The organism is Agrobacterium sp. 22-226-1 (assembly GCF_053522345.1).
The window spans coordinates 50,591-69,748 of sequence record NZ_JBNWCP010000008.1 but is presented as its reverse complement, the minus strand read 5'-3'; the positions used below and the strand labels follow the sequence as shown (position 1 = coordinate 69,748).

Below are 19,158 nucleotides of genomic sequence, written 5' to 3'. Positions count from 1 at the left end.
GTAAATTGACACAAGTGTACATTCACGCTTAGCCTTGAGACAGAAACCCTTTTGGAGCAGGCTATGTCCAGTGATCCCCTTCTTCAGCCCTACCAGTTAAAACACCTCACCCTGCGCAACCGCATCATCGTCACCTCGCACGAACCCGCTTATCCCGAAGACGGCATGCCGAAGGGGCGTTACCGCGCCTACACGGTGGAGCGGGCGAAGGGCGGCGTCGCGCTCACGATGACGGCCGGTTCCGCCGCCGTCTCCAGGGACAGCCCGCCCGTCTTCAACAATCTGCTCGCCTACAAGGACGAAATCGTCCCGTGGATCCGGGAAATGACCGACGCCGTGCATGAAGAGGGTGCGGCTATCATGATCCAGCTCACGCATCTCGGCCGCCGCACCCGCTGGGACAAGGGCGACTGGCTGCCGATCCTTGCGCCATCCCATCACCGCGAAGCGGCGCATCGGGCTTTTCCCAAGAAGATCGAGGACTGGGATATCGAGCGCATCATCAAGGACTTCGCCGACGCCGCCGAACGCATGAAGGCAGGCGGAATGGACGGGGTGGAGCTGGAAGCCTATGGCCATCTGATCGACCAGTTCGTCTCGCCGCTGACCAACGAACTGGACGGCCCCTATGGCGGCCCGCTTGAAAACCGCATGCGCTTCTGTCTCGACGTTTTCAGGGCGATGCGCGAACGCGTGGGCGACGATTTCATCCTCGGCGTTCGCTATACCGCCGACGAATGTCTTGAGGGCGGCACCGGAAAGGCAGAGGGCATCGAAATCGCCAGACGCCTGCAGGACAGCGGCCTGATCGATTATCTCAATGTCATCAGGGGCCATATCGACACCGACCCGGGCCTGACCGACGTCATCCCCATTCAGGGCATGGCCAATGCGCCGCATCTCGATTTCGCCGGTGAAATCCGCGCCGCGACCAGCTTCCCGACATTCCACGCCGCCAAGATCCCCGATGTCGCCACCGCCCGCCACGCCATCGCCGCCGGCAAGGTGGACATGGTGGGCATGACCCGCGCCCACATGACCGATCCGCATATCGTGCGCAAGATCATGGAAAAACGCGAGGACGATATTCGCCCCTGCGTGGGCGCCAATTATTGTCTCGACCGCATCTATCAGGGCGGTCTCGCCTTCTGCATTCACAATGCGGCAACGGGTCGTGAGGAAACCATGCCGCACGAGATACCCAAAGCGGCGGAACGCCGGAAGGTGGTGATCGTCGGCGCCGGTCCTGCCGGGCTCGAGGCCGCGCGCGTCTGTGCCGAACGCGGCCATGAGGTCGTCGTGTTCGAGGCCGCCAACAATCCCGGCGGCCAGATCCGGCTGACGGCGCAAAGCGAACGCCGCCGTGAAATGATCAGCATCATCGACTGGCGCATGAGCCAGTGCGAGAGGCTGGGCGTCACCTTTCATTTCAACAACTGGGCCGAAGCGGACACGGTTCTTTCGGAAAACCCTGACGTGGTCATCATCGCCACCGGCGGCTTGCCGCATACCGATGTGCTTTCCAGCGGCAATGATCTCGTCGTCTCGGCATGGGATATCATTTCAGGAGACGTCAAGCCGGGAACGAATGTGCTGGTTTTCGACGATGCCGGCGATCATGCCGGTCTGCAAGCCGCCGAATGTCTCGCAAAAGCCGGGGCGAAAGTGGAGATCATGACGCCCGACCGCGCCTTCGCCCCGGAAGTCATGGCGATGAACCTCGTTCCCTATATGCGCTCGCTGCAGAAACGCGATGTCACCTTCACCGTTACCTACCGGCTGGAAGCGGCGGAAAGAAACGGCAACCAGCTTGTCGCCCATGTCGGCAGCGATTATGGCGGCGTGACGAAATCGAGAACCGTCGACCAGATCGTCGTCAACCATGGCACGGTCCCACTGGATGACCTTTATTTCGAACTCAAGCCCGGTTCGAAAAACCTCGGAGAAATCTCCTACGACGCCCTGCTTGCGGGAGCCGCCCAAGCGGTCGAGCGCAACCCGGAAGGCGCCTACCGGCTCTTCCGGATCGGCGATGCGGTCGCCGCGCGCAATACCCATGCGGCGATCTACGATGCGCTTCGTCTGGCAAAGGATATTTGAGACCTGCGTTCCCGACAGACAGAGGCAGACCAAATCTGCCTCTGTCGCGACACGAATGCGGGATCGGCAGCGGCTTCAGGCCTGAATCAAGGCAATGCCCCGGTTCTTGAACCCCAGCGTCACATCGCTCGCCGCCGGCAGGCTGGTCTCAACGGCATGGTCGACAATGAAAAGCGTACCGATATCGGTTTCCACCTCATATTCGACGTGACCGCCGAGATAGGCGCTGTGCAGCACCCGTCCGGCAAGCCCCGGCCCGCCCGGTTGTCCGATGGAAATCGAGCCGGGGCGGACCGCAAGCTCGGCGGGACCCGGCCGGGCGTTGCGGGCCGCGACCCGATGATCGATCCCCCCGACGCGGATCAGCGCATCGGCGCCCTCAACGCCAATGACCTCGCAACCGACGACATTCGCCTCACCCATGAAATCGGCGATGAAGGCGGAGGCCGGAGCCTCGTAGAGATCGCGTGGCGCACCAGACTGGGCGATTTCGCCGTCCTTCATCACGATGATCCGGTCGGAAACCGCCAGCGCCTCATCCTGATCATGCGTCACGTAAACCGCGGTGAAACCCAGCCGCTGCTGCAATTCGCGGATTTCGGTGCGGACCCGACGGCGAAGGCGGGCATCGAGGTTGGAAAGCGGCTCGTCCAGCAGCAGCACCTGCGGCTCGAGCACGAGAGCGCGCGCGACCGCGACGCGCTGCTGCTGACCGCCGGAAAGTTCGGCAGGCAGGCGATGGCCCATGCCGGCAAGGCCGACGAGCTTCAGGCCCTCTTCCGCCTTTTCCCGCGCTTCCGCCTTGCGCAGTCCGGAGGATTGCAGGCCATAGGCGACATTGTCGAGCGCCGTCATATGCGGGAAAAGCGCATAGGACTGGAAGACCATCGAGACATCGCGCTCATTGGCGGGCAGCATGGTCACATCCTTGTCGCCGATGAGGATGCGGCCCGAGGTCGGATGCTCGAGGCCCGCCAGCATGCGCAGCGTCGTCGTCTTGCCGCAGCCGGAGGGACCGAGCAGGGTGACCAGCGTGCCGGGCTCGATGGTGAGCGACAGGTCGGGAATGGCGGTGAAGGCGCCGAAGGTCTTGCGGACATTCTGAAAGGTGACGGAGCCGGGTTTTACGGAAATCATGCGGTTTTCTCCTGAGCGAGAGGAACGGAGGAAGCGGAGGGCAGGCCGGCGACGCGGTTTTCGCGCCGCAGGCGACGCTCGCCAACAATGAGCTGGAAGCCTGTGATGACGGTGATCATCACCACGATCAGCATGGAGGAATAGGCAATCGCCACCCCATATTCACCGTTCTCGACAAGGCCGACGATATAGGAGGTCGCCATGTTGTATTCGGCGCTGACGAGGAAGATGACGGCGCTGATGGAGGTGATGGCGCGCACGAAGGAATAGACCAGTGCGGCCGTGATTGCGGGCCTCAAGAGCGGCAGGATGACCTTGCGGATGGTCCGGAAACTATTGGCCCGCAGCGTCAGCGAGGCCTCGTCGAGGCTCTTGTCCAGCTGGCTCATCGCCGCAATGCCGCCGCGCACGCCGACCGGCATGTTGCGGAACACGAAGCAGGCGATCAGGATCAGCGCCGAGCCGGTCATTTCCACCGGCGGCAGGTTGAAGGCCATGATGTAGCTGACGCCGATGACCGTGCCGGGAATGGCAAAGCTCATCATCAGCGCGAATTCGAACAGGTTTCGCCCGGCAAATTTCTGCCGCACGATGATATAGGCGGTCAAAAGACCGACGGCGGCGGTCAGCGGTGCCGAAACCAGTGCGATCTTCATGGTCGTCCAGAACGAGTTCCAAGCAACGCCGGTCCAGGCAATCGAGCCATTGGAAAAGCTGATGGAAAAAGCGCGGACGTAGTGGTCTAGGGTCAGGGAATTGTCGAGACCCCATGTCTTCACGAAACCGCCAACAAGGATCATGCCATAAACAACGATGGTGAAGACCATCCACGGCACCACGACGGCGTGGACGCCGATGGACAAGCCGCGCGGCAGGGCGATATGCGCGCCGCTGTCGCCCTTGCCCGTCACCGTCGCAAAATTCTTGCCTGTCAGCCAGAAGCGCTGGGCTAGGAAGGCCGAAAGCGTGAAGCACAGCAGGATGATCGCCAGAACCGCAGCGCGGGACGGGTCGTTCTGCGAACCGACGACGGCAAAGAAGATTTCCGTCGACAGCACGCCATGCGTGCCGCCAAGCACCAGCGGATTGCCGAAATCCGCCATGCTCTCGATAAAGCCGATGAGGAAGGCATTCGCGAGACCGGGTTTCATCAGCGGCAGCGATACCCGCCAGAAGGTGCGCCAGCGGTCGGCGCGCAGCGTCTGCGATGCCTCTTCCATCGACGGGCTGACACCTTCGACCACGCCGATCAGCACCAGGAACGAGATGGGCGTGAAGGAAAGGACCTGCGCGATCCAGATGCCGGTCATGCCATAAAGCCAGCGACCCGGTTCGATGCCGAAGAGATAGGAAAGCCATTCGGTGACGACACCGGCGCGGCCGAAAAGCAGCGTCAGGGCAAGGCCGATGACAAAAGGCGGTGTGATGATCGGCAGAACCGTCAGAAGCCGCAGGCCCTTCTTGAAGGGAAAGCGCGTACGGGTGGCGATCAGCGCAAAGCCGAGACCGAGCACGGTCGAACCAAAAGCGGTCATCAGCGCCAGAAATAGCGTCCGCCAGGCAACGCCGCAACGCTCTTCGCCCGCCACGCAGCCAAGGCTCCAGATGCCGGGATCCTGAATATTGCGGATGAAGCCATCGGCATTGAAGGAGCCATCGAAATCCTGAACGGAGGCGACCAGCATGCTGCCGATCGGATAGAAGACAAAAACCGTGACGAGGAAAACCAGAACGGAAATGGCGCCGACGACGAAGGCGTCGCCTTTCATGACGCCGCGTTCGGCAAGCCCAAAGGCGAAAAGCAGTACGAAGACGAACGACATGACGACGGCACCGGCACCCATGGAAGGTTGGCCATCGGCAAGCATGCCGAAGAGGTTTTCGCTCACCGTCCAGCTCCAGCCGGTAAAGCCGATGGCCAGCCCCTGCAAGGCGAGGAAAACGAGCCCGGCAGCGCCGATGACGGCAAGCAGCCCGCCGCGCCGCATCGGATCACGGATGGACCGGACAAGGCATGCAGCGAGGAAGAAGAGGACAACGCCGACGAGCCATGGTTTTCCATAGGACAATATTTGCAGCACGCCGGGCGCATTGCTGGCGGACGAGAAAAATCCGGAAAGCCAGCGGAAGCTGAAAAAGCCGCCTTCGATGCGATACCAGGGAAGAAGAATGAGGGCAAAAGCCCCGAGCGCCAGGACGATGTCCAGCCTGCGATTGCCACGTGTCATGGCCGACCTCGCTTGTTTCATGCCGATGAAAGAGTGGCGGACACCCCGGCTTAAAAAGCCGGGATGCCTGTCGCCGGAGTTAAGATCAGTGTTTCAGATCAGTTGGCGACCGCACCGACCTCGCGGTCCCAGCGTTCCAGCAGCGCCTTGCGCTTGGCCGGGTCGCCATAGGTCTTGAAGTCGTAGTCGATGAGCTTGATGTCCTCGAACTTCGGCGCTTCCTTCGGCACTTCCGCCGTCTTGTTGGAGGGAAGCTGGAAGGACTTGGCGTCCTTCATGCGCGACTGCACTTCCGGCTTCAGCGCCCAGTCGTACCAGGTCTTCGCATTGTCGAGGTTGCGCGCACCCTTGATGATCGACATGGAGCCGATTTCGTAACCCGTGCCTTCGCAGGGCGCGATGGACTTGACCGGGAAGCCTTCCGCCGTCTGCGCCACCGCATCATGCATGAAGACGATGCCGAGCGCCGTTTCGCCGCGCGCCGCCGCCTTGACCGGTGCTGAGCCGGACTTGGTATATTGCGAAATATTGGCGTTGAGCTTCTTTAGATAATCAATCGCCTGATCCTCGCCCATGATCTGCACGAGCGACGCGAGCGCCGTATAGGCGGTGCCGGACGAATTCGGATTGGCGATCTGAATTTCGCCCTTCAGTTCCGGTGCCAGCAGGTCGGCCCAGCATTTCGGCTCCTTGTAACCCTTGGACTTGAAGATTTCGGTGTTGTAGCCCCAGCCCAGCGCGCCGGCATAAACGCCGACGGTCCTGTAGCCGGTGCTTTCAGCCTGCTTCACAGCCCAGTCCTGCAATTGGTCCAGCATCGGCGACTTGTATTCGAGCGTCAGGTTCTCGGACGCCGCCTGCATGTGCGGATCGCCGGTGCCGGCCCACCAGATATCGGTCTTCGGGTTGCGGGCTTCCGCGCGCACCTTGGCATAGGTCTCGCCCGAAGACAGGCGCACCATATTGACCTTGATGTCGTGTGACTTTTCAAAATCGCCCTTCATCTGTTCGCAGATGACGACATCGGCCGAGCAGATCAGGTTCAGTTCGCCCGCCGCCTGCGCGGAAACGGCGCTGAGTGCCGTGCCGGCAAAAAGCAGGGTGGAAAGTATCGTCAGTCGCATGGTTATCCTCCTGTAGCTTGCGTCTGAATTCTTGGCCGCGCGCAGACATGGCGCTGCCGGTCGCGGCGCCTTGCGGCACGCGCGCTGTCTTTTTGGGATTTTGGTTTTGGCCCTACTGGGTCTGGCTCGGGTGGATTTCGCTGTCGAAGCGGCTCAATAACCGACTTCGCTCTTCCGGCTGTCCGAAGGTGGCGAAGTCGTAATCCACCATCTTGATCATCGATATATCAGGTGCGGTCAGCGGCAATGTCGCCCGGGCGTTGGAAGGCACCTGGTTCTGGCCGGCCGCAGCCCCGGTCGCCTGCCCTTCCGGGCTCAGCGCAAATTCCACGAAATCCTGTGCAAGAGCCGCGTTGCGATTGCCCTTGACGATGCTGACAGCCCCGATTTCATAACCGGTGCCCTCGCACGGCGCGACGATGACCAGCGGAAAACCTTCGATCTTCTGGGTCACGGCATCATGCATGAAGGAAATCCCGATCATGATCTCGCCCCGCGCCGCCGCCTTGACGGGCGCTGCACCAACCTTGGTATAGCTCACGACGTTCTGGTTGAGCTTCGCCATGAACCCGAAAGCCTCCTCCTCGCCGAAGAGCTGAACGAGGGTGGCCAGCATGGTGAAGGCCGTGCCTGAATAGTTCGGATTGCCGGTCAGGATATGGCCGCGATAGACATCCTTCGCCAGATCCTTCCAGCAGGTCGGCGCCGGCAGATTGTTCTTTGCAAGCAGTTCCGAATTATAGGCAAAGCCCAGCGCGCCGGCATAAATTCCCGCAGACCGCGATCCCGACATCACCGAGAAATTCTGCGCCCAGGGCAGCAAATCCTGCTGGTGGGCGGGCCGGTATTCATCCAGCAACCCTTCAGAACCCGCCTGCAAATGGGTGTCGCCAGTACCGCCCCACCATACATCGACAGTGGGATGGGATCGTTCGGCACGAATCTGATCGAGGATTTCACCGGTGCTCTTGCGCACCATCGAAATCTCGAGACCGGCCCTGGCTTCGAAAGCCCGCTGCATGGTCAAGCACCAAGCCTCGTCGACGCCGCAAAGGACGTTCAACTTCGGCTCGGCCATGCCATGCCCTGCGCCGCACAGCCATAGGGCCATGCTCGCCGCAAGTGCGGTCAATGCTTTCAATTAAGCCTCCCTGCCCGGAACCTCCCCGTTCCAGTCTCCACCTACAGCATGTCACATCCTGTCCGCACCGCAATCGAAGAATGGTTACCAATCTTTCACCGCACCGCCGAACAAGATTACAGATATTACAATTATGACAGGGGAGATAACCAGCGAGCCTTTGAAGATCGTCGCCGCCATGCCTATGATGATGGCGGGAGGAAAGTGCAGTGCTTAATCAGAAGGTTCGCATTCTGATCGTCGAGGACGATCCGGATATGGCCGAGCTCATCTCGGACCTCATCGAGGCGGAGGGCTGGCTGCCCACCTGCGCGCGCTCCGCCGAGGAGGCGGACGAGATATTGGCAAGGGACAGGATGCAGCTTGTGCTGGTCGATCACAATCTGCCTGGCACATCCGGACGCACCTTTGCCCAGCGGCTGCGCAGCCAGATCGACATCGGCATTGTCATGGTCACCGCCGCCGGCAGCGCCGCCGACCGGGTTCTCGGGCTTGAGACCGCAGCCGACGATTATGTTGTCAAGCCCTTCGAACCGATCGAACTCACGGCCCGGATCAAAGCCGTACTGCGCCGAACGATCCCTTCGCTGAAACAGGAGAAGGACAGCGATCATGGGCGCGGGGCGCTTCGCCTCGGCGACTGGGCAATCGATCTCGATGCACGCCGCGCCGTCTGCCTCGCGGACCGCAGCCGTACACTGACCACCGCCGAATTCGCGCTTCTGGAAATACTGGCGGAAACACCCAACCAGCCCGTCAGCCGCTCCCAGATTCTCGACAGGCTGGGTTCGGAGAGCGACCGTTATATCGACAGAAATGTCGACGTGCTGGTGCTGCGGCTCAGGCGCAAGATCGAGATCAATCCCGACCTGCCGCGCCATATCAAGACGCGGCGCGGCAAGGGTTACGTGCTCCACACCGATGAGGGCGAGCTTTCCCCGTGATCAGCCGCTCCTTCCTTTCCTCCATCGCCTTTCGCCTGCCCTTTGCGATCGTCTTTACCTGCCTCCTCGTCTTCAGCCTTTCCGCCATCGCCATTTATGGCCTGCAGCGCGCCCGCGATGAAATGGCGGCCTATGGGTTGCAGGCTTTTTCCAGTCTCGCCAAGGCGTCGCTGGTCTCGCGGCAGGTCTCCGATCTGGTCTCCAGCGCACCGTTCCTGATGAACGCCGCCTCGCCCTATCGCGTTTCCAGCGAAAGCCGCTCGGTGGTCCAGCAGGTCGATATTTTGCTTAAAATGACAGGACCGGACAGCGGCGAACGGATCACCCGTGGCTTTGCCAGCGAACGCATCGTCGAACTTCTTCAGATCATCCGGGAACAGACGCTCGATCTCGCGAAGGATGCCGATGCGGCACAGGGTCACAAGGCGGAAGCGGCAGCGGCGCTCGGCGAAATCGCCACCGGTCAGGGCATCCTCGATCCGGAACTGCGCCGGCGAATGAACGGCATCGTACAGGCCGCATCCGCATCCGACAGCCTTTTCCAGCTTGGCGAACTGCGCCGCCGCTACGTGGCGGAAACAACGGCGCGCCAGCAGGGCTATCCCGGCGAGCGCCTGCCCATGGCCGAGCTGCAGCCCTATGAGCGGGTCTTCGAGGCCCAGAGCCGTTACCTTCTGGAAATGTTCGCCATCCGCGCCTCGGTCTCCCGCCTTCACACCGTCTCACGCGATCTTTCCCACGTGACCGAAACCCAGGGCGATGCGGTTGCGCGCAGCCTGAACGAAGACCTGATTTCGACCTCCGATGCTCTCAACCGGCTGCTGATCATTGTCGCCGTCGCCTCGCTTCTGGTTCTCATCGTGGCGATCTTCTCGATCCGCTCGGTGATGCGTGTCTCGCGCGGGATCGTGACGCTCTCCAATGGCATGAATGCCCTCGCCAAGGGAGATAAGGATGTCGGCCCGCCCTCCTATACCGGTCCCGAAACGGAGTTGATCCGGCTGCTCGATGCGTTTCGCGCCTTCCATGACAGCGTCGACCGCGTCTCGCGCCTCAGGCGTACGGCCGAAGCGGCAGCTCGCACCATCCGCTCGACCTTCCGCACCATGAATGAGGGAATTGCGCTCTTCGATCCGGCCGGCCGGCCCATCACCATGAACCGTCGCATCATCGAACTCGTCGGACGCTCCGGCTCGTCGCGAAAACTGCCGCTTCGGAGGTTTGTCGAACCGATCCCGGAAATCGACCCGGCTCTGCTGCCCTTCGATGCAGAGCCGGGAGAACTGCTCGACCGCGCAGTCCTGCGCCATCGCACCGACGATCAGCGGGTGATCGAAGTATCGATGTCACGCCAGCCGGATGGCGGCATCGTGCTGCTCGCCCGCGATGTGACCGCTCTCGATCGTCAGGAAGCGGAAGCCGTCAAAGCCCAGAGGCTTGATGGCATCATGCGCATGACCCATCAGGTCAGCCATGAGGTCGGCAACATGATCGGCATCATCACCGGCAGTCTAGGACTTCTGGAGCGCGAAGCCGGTTTCAACGATCGCCAGAAGCGACACATCGCCCGCATCCGCAAGGCGGCGGATCGCGGCCGGTCTCTGGCCAGCAGCATGCTTACCATCGGCAGCCAGCAGCCGATTCATCCAAGCGTCATCAATGTCGCAAGCCTGCTGCGCGGCATGGCCGATATTCTGGAAATCGCCGTCGGCCCCAAATGCAGGATCGCGCTCGATATCGATGGCGATCTTCCCTCGATACCGCTGGACCCGGCCCTTTTCGAACAATCCATCCTCAATCTCTGCCTGAACGCCGCAGCCGCCATGCCCGATGGCGGCCTGATTTCAATCGAGGCCGCCTCCGGCAAAGATACGCTGGTGATCGCCGTCACCGACGAGGGCATCGGCATGACGCCGGAGGCCGTGGACAAGGCCTTCGAGCCCTATTTCACCACGCGGGGCGACCATGGCGGTGCAGGTCTCGGCCTCGCCATGGTCTACGGTTTCGTGCGCCAGAGCGGCGGCGAAGCGCATATCAGTTCCAGACCCGGCGAAGGCGCAAGGGTTGAACTGACATTCCCGGCAAATGCCGGCTACACCTAGCGGGCAAGCTGTGCGGATTCGATCGAATCCGCCAGTATCTCCAGCCCAAGGTCGATTTGCGAATCCGATACCGTCAGCGCCGGCGCAATGCGGAAGACGCCGCCCATGCCGGGCAGCTTGACGATGTTCATGCTGAGGCCACGCAACATCGCCTCCTGCATGATGCGCGCACCGAGTTCGAAACCCGGGGCTTTCGTATGCCGGTCAGCGACGACTTCAAGTCCGAGCAAAAGCCCGCGCCCGCGCACATCTCCAACGCATTCGAACCGCTGCTGCAGCGAGAACAGCCCCTCCTTCAAACGGTTCCCGCGGGCAATCGTCTGTTCCACCAGCCCATCACGCGCCACCACATCGAGAACCGTCACGCCGACAGCCGCCGGCAGCGGATCGGAAACATGGGTCGTATAGAACAGGAAACCCCTCTCGAAGGCCTTCTGTTCGACCTCCGCGCTCGTCATCACCGCCGCAAGCGGCAGGCCGGCGCCGAGCGTCTTCGACAGCGTCATGATATCGGGCGTCACACCATCGCGCTGGAAGGCGAACATATGCCCGGTCCGGCCGACGCCGGTCTGGGCTTCATCGAGGATGAGCAGCATGCCGCGCTCCTCGCACTTTTTCTTTAGCGCAGCGAGATAACCGGCCGGCAGTTCGAGGATACCGCCGCTCGACAGGATCGGTTCGGCAATGAAGGCGGCAAGATTGCCGGTCGACTGGCGATCGATCAGTTCGAAGGCATCGTCGAGCTCCGCCTGCCAGTCATTCGATCCATCGGGATTCTTGAAGCGCGGACGATAGGCATTCGGCGCGGGAATAACGAGTGAACCGGCCGTGGCCGGGCCATAACCCCTGCGGCCGGCGCTATAGGTGGCGGAGGCCGCAGCGCCGGTCATGCCGTGCCAGCTCTGCGCAAAAGCGACGATCTCATGCCCGCCGGTGACGAGCTTCGCCATGCGGATCGCCGCCTCGTTGGATTCAGCCCCGGTGGTCAGCAGTTGCACGCGATCGAGACCCGGCGCGAGCGCCGCCAGCCGCGCCGCCAGGTCGACGACCGGGCGCGACAACATGCCGGAAAAGAGATGGGCGACCGATGCCATCTGCCGGTTGACGGTGGCGACGATATCCGGATGGGTATGCCCGAGCAAAGCGCTCATCTGGCCGGAGGTGAAATCGAGAATGGCGCGCCCATCCGCATCATAGACGAAACTCCCCTCAGCCCGTTCGACGATGATCTCCTCGAAGGCCGGTCCGTAGCGGGTCAGATGTTTATTGGCGGCCTCCCAGAAAGCCGGTTCGTCATTGAGCGAGGCGAAGTTCTTCGCAAGCTTGTCCATGGCACATTCCCCAAGAGTTTATCTTGCCGAAACATAACAACCCATTGCCACCTCAGTCCAATTGATAGTATTTTACTCCGATATCGATAATTTTGATATCGCCATGCTCGATCTTACCCTGCTGAAGAACTTTATCATTGTCGCTCGCGCCGGCTCCATCAGCGTCGCCGCCGCACAGATCGGGCGCACCCAATCCGCGCTCAGCACCCAGATGCAACGGCTGGAAGAGCTGGTCGGCCATACTCTGCTCCAGCGAACGGGTTCGGGAGTGCGCGTAACTGCAGCGGGCGAGAGACTGCTTGCCCATGCCAGCGCCCTGCTTGCCCGGCATGATGAAATCCTTGCCGATATGGGCGAGGCAACGCTGCAGGGAACCGTGAGCCTTGGCTGCCCTGAAGATTATTCCATCGCCTTCCTGCCGGAACTGCTGAGAGGCTTCTTCGGCACCTACCCGAAAGTCGATCTGCGCATGGTCTGTGCGCCCACGACGGAACTGCGTCCGCTCCTGCAGCGCCGCCAGATCGACATGGCGCTGGTTTCGCAATCCGATCCGGATCACCGCGATGTGCTGCGCAGGGAGAGCTTCGTCTGGGTGGCGGACAGGCCGGAGCCGGATCTCCTCGCCAAGGATGTGCTGCCGCTGGCGCTCTCCGCGCCCGTGACGCTGGATCACCGCGCGGCGTGCGACGCCATGGAAGCCGCCAATCGCCGCTACCGCGTCGCCTTCGCCAGCAACAGCCTTTCCGGCCTCATCGCAATCGCGCGCTCCGGCCACGCCATCAGCGTGCTGACAAGGACAGCCGTTCCAGCCGACCTTCATATCGTCAAAAGCGGGCTACCACCCCTGCCGACGATCGGCATTGCCATCGAGTTTGCCGATACGCAGACATCTTCGGCAGCCAGGGCGCTGGGCAATCACATCCGCACCGTTCTTCCCGGTCTCAGCCTCTAGCCTTAGGTTAATCCGGGCTTCGGAATCCTCTGGAACTTCGCCAGACTATCAAGCGGCTTCACCTATCCTTGTACAACGATCCGGGCACCGGGCTTTACCCGGTTGTAGAGGTCGATGATATCCTGATTCAAGAGGCAAATGCAGCCAGCCGATACAGCATCGCCGCAGCGGTGAACAGCAACAACAGGAAAATCTCCGCGCTGCTCGATCGAAACTATCGCCAGGCACTCGCCTTCAACTTTGTCGGCACGCCATCCTTCGTCATCGGCAAGACAATCTATCCCGGTGTTCTGGATGAGAAAGGCCTCAAGGCCGCCATTAAACAGGCCCGGTCATAATTCGCAAATCTCCCCCGGAACAATGCCTCCCTTTCATCTCGATTGTCGGGGAGTTGCCCGTCGAAATCGTCCTAAGGAACGCCTTGATGCCCTACAATTATCTGATACGAAATTTCCCGATCGCTGCCTTTCTATCGAGCCTGCTGCTTGTCTCCCCTCCGTGGCGCAGGATGCGGCGAAAAATGGCTCGAACGTCGGACCTCCGGAAATTCTTCGTTCTATCGAGCTTCAGGGCATTAGAATCCTCGCTTCCGGTCTGCACCCCTCTCTGAGAGAAAACGTTCGTTTTGGCAAACGTTTCGAGCGCGGTTTTTAGAACGTGCCCATGCCGATTGCGCGGCGCTAACACTAAACCCTCTTAAAAAAATAGTGCCCCACACCCCATACGTCACCACCCTCGTGCCCGAAAAGCCCCGCGGTCGCCAGGAAGAACAATCGCCATCGCCTTTCCCACAGCCGGGCGTCGGCACCATAGGTTTGCTCCAGAATGGGCCGGATACGGTCAATTTTTTTGTCGAAATTTTCGAGCCAGTCGAACGCTGTTCGACGATAGTGCGACCCTGACCAGCGCCACTCCCGCTCGATGGTGAAAAGCTGATTGAAGCGATGGGGAAGGTCGAAGGCCGGCATGATGCCGCCGGTGAAGAAGTGCCGGGCGATCCAGTCGGCAGGATTGTTGTGGTCAAAACGATAGGATCGGTCGCGGTGGTTAAACACATGCAGGAAAAACCTGCCGTCCGGCTTCAGCCACGAGTGAACACGCTCGAACAACACGCGCCAGTTCGACATATGCTCGAACATTTCCACCGATACGACACGGTCGAATCGATCGCCCGTCGTGAAATCATTCATATCGGCCGTCACTACAGAAAGGTTTGAAAACCCCCGTTCTCGGGCACGACCGATTATATATTCGCGCTGCGACACGGAATTCGAGACTGAGATGATGCGCGCATTGGGGAAACGGCCGGCCATATAGAGGGATAACGAACCCCATCCGCAGCCGAGTTCCAGAATATCCATGCCGTCCTCAAGGCCGGCATGGGCCGAGGTCTTGGCCAAAGCAACATTTTCAGCTTCATCCAGCGTCGTCGTGGCATCGTCATAATAACAGCAGGAATATTTGCGCTGCTCTCCCAGAACGAGCGCAAAAAATGCCGCTGGCACTTCATAATGCTGTTTGTTTGCATCGTCGGTATGGCTGGCGACGGGAAACTTCACCATATCCGCCGCGAAAACCTCTTCCGCATCCGCTGGAATGGCGGCAATCCGCCGCTTCGTCCGTGCGCAGAGCATATCTATTCCGGCGAGCGTCACGCTGTCGCTGAGCGGCGCGCGCTCGGCGGCGTTGATGGCGAATGCGAGCATGTTCATGGCCTGTCCTCGTTCTTGCGCGGCCCCGGAAAGAAGGCGTTGACGCGTCGTTGAAGGGCGCGGAATTTTTCCCCCCGCGATTGCAGCATATGGTCTTCAAGCGGCGGAATCCCGGAGACGTGGACAAGCAGCCAGTACATCATCGCCGGCGCGGCGAGCGATACCCATGACAAGGCCGGCCCCTGAATGGCCAACAGCGGAAAACTGCACCAGAAAAGCCATTCGAAAAAATAGTTGGGGTGACGGGAATAACGCCACAGGCCGGTTTCGCAGACACTGTTTTTTGCCGCTGCGGTCTTTCTGAATTTCGAGAGCTGGGCGTCGGAGAGCGCTTCGCCTGCAAGCGCGCCAAGGGCGACCACCATGGCGATAAGGTCAACCAAACGCGGAAAGACATGGGTGTTGCTTGCCGCAAGATAGACCGCAAGAACGAGCACGAAAGCGGCGATTGCCTGTATCTGCAGGAAGATGAATAGCCGCACGGCGGCAGCGCTCCCCCATTGCTCCATAAGCTTTGCATAGCGGGGATCCTCCCCGCCTCCTCGCGTGCGCATGCCAATGTGGCCGGCAAGCCGCAGGGACCAGACAACGACCAGAAAAAGCACCGCACCGCGCCGCCATCCATCTCCGCTGGCGAAAGCAACAGCGAAAACTCCGCCAAGCCCGACAGTCGCCGCCCAGACCGTGTCGATCCAGCCGCTTGAACCGGTTGCTCTCTGCAACGGCCAAGCGCCCGCCATCAGAAGCGAGATGAGAATGGCAAGCGCCAGGACTACAGAAAACATCACCACTTCGCTCGCCATTTTGAACTGTTTGAGGTCGGGTCTCGTGATGGCGAATACGAGCGGACCGGCAAAAGAGTTTCAGGCGCCGGACAAAATTTCAAAAAATCGATGCGCCGGTGAAACTGATCGGGCTGCCTCCTCGTACATGTCGCGGTCCCCAAGACTGGATTGACAGTGCGATAGCGAGGAAAAATGTTCGATACCGAAGCGAAAAAAGAACAAAGCCGGCGCCGCATCGCCGTGGTCGGAACGGGAATTTCCGGTTTGTCGGCGGCCTGGCTTTTGTCGCAACGGCACGATGTAACTGTTTTCGAAGCGGCTAACCGCATCGGCGGCCACACCAATACGGTGGCGTTCAGCACGGACCATGGACAAGTCCATGTCGATACCGGATTCATTGTCTATAACGAGCAGACCTATCCCAATCTCACCGCGCTTTTCCAGAAATTGGGCGTGGCGACAGCGGCGTCGAACATGTCTTTCGCCGTTTCTCTGGATAATGGCGGTTTCGAATATTCCGGCGGAACCGGCCTTGGCCTCCTGGCCCAGAAGTCCAACATCCTCAGACCACGTTTCTGGGCGATGCTTGCGGACCTTTTGCGCTTTTACCGCAACGCCCCACGCGACCTGCATTTGATGGGCGATCTGTCTCTTGACGAATATCTCTCCCGCAACCGGTATGGTTCAGCGTTCCGCGACGATCATCTTTACCCCATGGCTGCGGCCATCTGGTCCACGCCGGCCATGGAGGTCGGCCGTTATCCGGCGGCGCATTTTATCAAATTCTGCCGCAATCACGGCCTGCTGTTGCTGCGCAATCGGCCGGTCTGGCGCACAGTCGTCGGTGGCTCGCGCGAATATGTGAAACGCATCACCGCGCCGTTTGCCGATCGAATTTTCCTCTCAACGCCGGTGAAGCGCATCCACCGCCTGCCGGGCGGCGTCGAAATCACCACTCCGAACGGCAAAGCCGTGCGCTTCGATGACGTGGTGATCGCAACCCATGCGGATCAGGCGCTCGACATGCTCGCGGATGCAACACGCGCCGAACGGCGCATTCTTGGCGCTTTTTCCTACACCCAAAACCGCGCCGTGCTTCACACCGACAGCCGTTTCATGCCGCGCCGCCGCGGTGCCTGGTCAAGCTGGAACTATGTGGCCGACACGCGCATTAAAACGAGCCAGCCGAGCATTACCTACTGGATGAACAGGCTTCAGCCGCTGGGTGAAGCCCCGGACATTTTCGTAACGCTGAACTCGGTGCGGGAACCGGATCAAGGAAAAATCATCGCCGAGGAAATCTATCACCATCCGGTTTTTGATGCTGGCACCGAACAGGCGCGTCAGGAACTATGGGCCTTGCAAGGTCTGAGAAACACCTGGTTCTGCGGCGCTTATTTCGGATCCGGTTTTCATGAAGACGGTCTTCAGGCTGGCCTTGCCGTCGCCGAAGATCTTGGCGGTATATCCCGTCCATGGAAAGTTGCCGACGACAACGGCCGGATCATTCGCCTGGATTTGGCGACGATTGCAACAGACACGGAAATCATGGAGGCGATGGCGTGACGTCTCCCCTCGCCTCGGCGCTTTTTCCCGGCCATGTAACGCATGCGCGCTTCAAGCCGAAAACCCATAAGCTCGCCTACCGGATTTATTCGCTGCTCCTCGACCTCGATGAGTTGAACGTGCTCGACCGGAAATTGCGATTTTTCTCCGTAGACCGGTTCAACCTGTTCTCGTTTCACAGCAGGGACCGCGGCAACCGCAGCGCCATCGGGCTGCGCCAGCAGATCGAGGCAGTCATGACGGCGGCAGGCATGACGGTGGACGGAGGGCCGATACGTCTGCTCACCATGCCGCGCGTGCTCGGCTGGGCCTTCAACCCACTCAGTGTCTTCTTCTGCTACGGGCGCGACTTGTCGCTCAAAGCTATCCTCTGGGAGGTGGACAACACGTTTGGCGAGAGACACTCATACCTGATCCCGGTGGAAGCCGGCAAATCGACCGAGATCGTCCAGCAATGCGACAAGGCCTTTTATGTCTCTCCATTCATGGACATGGATCTCCACTATGTTTTCCGCGTCGCCCCGCCCGGCGACAGGCTGAAAATCGTCATCGATACTTTCGACAATGACGGCCTGATCCTGACCGCCCGGCATCTGGCCCGGCGTGTCGAATTGACGGACGGCGCGCTTCTGAAAGCTTTCGTCGCCATTCCCCTCCTGACGCTCAAGGTCATTCTGGGCATTCATTGGGAGGCCCTGAAAATTTGGCTGAAAGGCGTGCAGCTCAGAAAACGGCCGCTGCCGCCTGCCGGTCCAGTCTCCTTCCGTCATCCTTCATCGTCGCAAATCGAGGCCAAAATTCATGACCCCGTTTGACAATCTCACGGAATTATCGGCGAAGAATACGCGCCTGAACGACCGCATCAGCCCAGGCATGTGGCTCATCAACCGGCTGTTGAGCAATATCGACAGGGGAAGATTACATATCATTCTTCCCGGCGGCGGCATCATTGAAAAATCCGGCGCAACGAATGGCAGCGAGGCAATCCTTGTCCTGCATAGCTGGCGCGCGATCCGGCGGATGCTGCTGAACGGCGACATCGGCTTTGCCGAGGGTTTCATCGAAGGCGACTGGACCACACCAGATCTGACGGCGCTGATCCGCTTTGCGGCCCAAAATCGCGAGGCGTTCGCAAGGTCAATGCGCGGCAGCCTGCCGATGCGCCTTCTCAACCGCACTGCGCACGGGTTGAATGCCAATACCAGACGCGGCAGCCGCCGCAATATCGAAGCGCATTATGATCTCGGCAACGAGTTTTACCGGCAGTGGCTTGATCCCTCTATGCTGTATTCGTCGGCGATTTTCGATGACACGGCGTCTACGCTCGAAGCCGCCCAACTGAAAAAACTGGAACGTATCGTCGATAAACTGCAATTGAGCGGCGGCGAAAACATATTGGAGATCGGCTGCGGCTGGGGCGCACTCGCCATTCACCTTGCCACGCAGGCCAAAGCCAACGTCACCGGCATCACTCTCTCCCCGTCCCAGTTAAAATGGGCAAAAAATGCGGCGGAAAAAGCGGACAGTACAGACCGCATCGATCTGAGGCTGCAGGATTACCGCGACCTGAACGGCCAATTCGACAGGATTGTCTCCGTCGAAATGTTCGAAGCAGTCGGCGAGGCCTATTGGCCGAGCTATTTCGAAACGCTGAAAAGATGCCTGAAACCGGGCGGCAGTGCGGTGCTGCAAATCATTTCGATTGAAGAAAGCCGCTTCGATACATATCGGCGTAAGGCGGATTTCATCCAGAAATACGTCTTTCCCGGCGGCTTTCTGCCCTCAAATGCCGCGCTCGAAAAAGCGGTCGGCAAAACCGGCCTGAAGCTCACCGATAAGGAACTTTTCGGCCAGTCCTACGCGCTCACGCTCGCCGAATGGCGCCAGCGTTTTCATGCGCGGTGGCAGACGATTTCCCTGCTCGGCTTCGATGACCGCTTTCGACGGCTTTGGGATTATTATCTTTGCTATTGCGAGGCAGGCTTTGCCGAGGGGAGCATAAACGTCGGCTTCTATACGATCGAACACAGATAAGG

Annotated in this window: 14 protein-coding genes and 1 pseudogene; 7 read left to right on the top strand and 8 right to left on the bottom strand. The window is 60.2% G+C overall.

All coding sequences use genetic code 11. From position 1 onward, the window contains the following. Positions 1-63: 63 nt before the first annotated feature. Complete coding sequence (locus ACQZ5K_RS15200; protein ID WP_448740730.1) at positions 64-2,100, top strand: oxidoreductase; 2,037 nt, start codon at positions 64-66, stop codon at positions 2,098-2,100. Positions 2,101-2,175: 75 nt separating this feature from the next. Here ACQZ5K_RS15200 and ACQZ5K_RS15195 read toward each other — a convergent pair whose 3' ends face one another. The 4 genes from ACQZ5K_RS15195 to ACQZ5K_RS15180 all read right to left on the bottom strand — a co-directional run bounded on the left by ACQZ5K_RS15195 (position 2,176) and on the right by ACQZ5K_RS15180 (position 7,700). Further along, positions 2,176-3,237: an ABC transporter ATP-binding protein gene (locus ACQZ5K_RS15195; RefSeq protein WP_004433151.1), complete on the bottom strand. Its 1,062-nt coding sequence runs from the start codon at positions 3,235-3,237 to the stop codon at positions 2,176-2,178. Then, complete coding sequence (locus ACQZ5K_RS15190; protein WP_448740729.1) at positions 3,234-5,465, bottom strand: ABC transporter permease; 2,232 nt, start codon at positions 5,463-5,465, stop codon at positions 3,234-3,236. The genes ACQZ5K_RS15195 and ACQZ5K_RS15190 overlap by 4 nt, the downstream gene beginning before the upstream one ends. Before the next feature lie 98 nt (positions 5,466-5,563). Beyond that, positions 5,564-6,589 carry an ABC transporter substrate-binding protein gene (locus ACQZ5K_RS15185; RefSeq protein WP_003503939.1) on the bottom strand — a complete coding sequence of 342 codons (1,026 nt, stop codon included), beginning with the start codon at positions 6,587-6,589 and terminating at the stop codon, positions 5,564-5,566. 112 nt (positions 6,590-6,701) lie between these two features. After that, positions 6,702-7,700: an ABC transporter substrate-binding protein gene (locus ACQZ5K_RS15180; RefSeq protein ID WP_448740827.1), complete on the bottom strand. Its 999-nt coding sequence runs from the start codon at positions 7,698-7,700 to the stop codon at positions 6,702-6,704. Positions 7,701-7,939: 239 nt separating this feature from the next. Here ACQZ5K_RS15180 and ACQZ5K_RS15175 point away from each other — a divergent pair, with 239 nt between their 5' ends. Next, positions 7,940-8,674 (top strand): response regulator transcription factor, encoded by a 735-nt coding sequence (locus ACQZ5K_RS15175; RefSeq protein WP_080856758.1) that lies wholly within the window; start codon positions 7,940-7,942, stop codon positions 8,672-8,674. Beyond that, a complete protein-coding gene (locus tag ACQZ5K_RS15170) occupies positions 8,671-10,776 on the top strand; it encodes a sensor histidine kinase (RefSeq protein WP_448740728.1) in 2,106 nt (701 codons plus the stop codon). Before ACQZ5K_RS15175 ends, ACQZ5K_RS15170 begins: the two co-directional genes overlap by 4 nt. Here ACQZ5K_RS15170 and ACQZ5K_RS15165 read toward each other — a convergent pair. Beyond that, a complete protein-coding gene (locus ACQZ5K_RS15165) occupies positions 10,773-12,107 on the bottom strand; it encodes an aspartate aminotransferase family protein (RefSeq protein ID WP_448740727.1) in 1,335 nt (444 codons plus the stop codon). The two genes, ACQZ5K_RS15170 and ACQZ5K_RS15165, sit on opposite strands and share 4 nt — an antisense overlap. Positions 12,108-12,210: 103 nt before the next feature. Here ACQZ5K_RS15165 and ACQZ5K_RS15160 point away from each other — a divergent pair, with 103 nt between their 5' ends. Then, on the top strand, positions 12,211-13,059 hold the full coding sequence (locus ACQZ5K_RS15160) for a LysR family transcriptional regulator (RefSeq protein ID WP_448736407.1): 849 nt from the start codon (positions 12,211-12,213) through the stop codon (positions 13,057-13,059). Between the two features lie 62 nt (positions 13,060-13,121). Here the strand turns inward: ACQZ5K_RS15160 and ACQZ5K_RS15155 are convergent. From ACQZ5K_RS15155 to ACQZ5K_RS15145, 3 genes and pseudogenes are all read right to left on the bottom strand, one after another. Continuing rightward, positions 13,122-13,223: pseudogene (locus tag ACQZ5K_RS15155) on the bottom strand (L,D-transpeptidase family protein); the annotation flags it as partial. 522 nt (positions 13,224-13,745) lie between these two features. Beyond that, positions 13,746-14,771: an SAM-dependent methyltransferase gene (locus ACQZ5K_RS15150; RefSeq protein WP_448740726.1), complete on the bottom strand. Its 1,026-nt coding sequence runs from the start codon at positions 14,769-14,771 to the stop codon at positions 13,746-13,748. Further along, entirely contained in the window at positions 14,768-15,556 is a 789-nt protein-coding gene (locus tag ACQZ5K_RS15145; protein ID WP_448740725.1) for a DUF1295 domain-containing protein, read from the bottom strand. The genes ACQZ5K_RS15150 and ACQZ5K_RS15145 overlap by 4 nt, the downstream gene beginning before the upstream one ends. A gap of 192 nt (positions 15,557-15,748) precedes the next feature. Here ACQZ5K_RS15145 and ACQZ5K_RS15140 point away from each other — a divergent pair, with 192 nt between their 5' ends. Genes ACQZ5K_RS15140 through ACQZ5K_RS15130 form a run of 3 tightly spaced genes read left to right on the top strand, consistent with a single transcriptional unit; the run spans position 15,749 to position 19,156 of the window. Further along, positions 15,749-17,122 (top strand): NAD(P)/FAD-dependent oxidoreductase, encoded by a 1,374-nt coding sequence (locus ACQZ5K_RS15140; RefSeq protein WP_448740724.1) that lies wholly within the window; start codon positions 15,749-15,751, stop codon positions 17,120-17,122. After that, positions 17,119-17,937, top strand: coding sequence for a DUF1365 domain-containing protein (locus ACQZ5K_RS15135; RefSeq protein ID WP_448740723.1), 819 nt, complete (start codon positions 17,119-17,121; stop codon positions 17,935-17,937). The genes ACQZ5K_RS15140 and ACQZ5K_RS15135 overlap by 4 nt, the downstream gene beginning before the upstream one ends. After that, positions 17,924-19,156, top strand: a complete 1,233-nt coding sequence (locus ACQZ5K_RS15130; RefSeq protein ID WP_448740722.1) for a class I SAM-dependent methyltransferase — start codon at positions 17,924-17,926, stop codon at positions 19,154-19,156. The genes ACQZ5K_RS15135 and ACQZ5K_RS15130 overlap by 14 nt, the downstream gene beginning before the upstream one ends. The last annotated feature ends 2 nt before the right edge of the window (positions 19,157-19,158 follow it).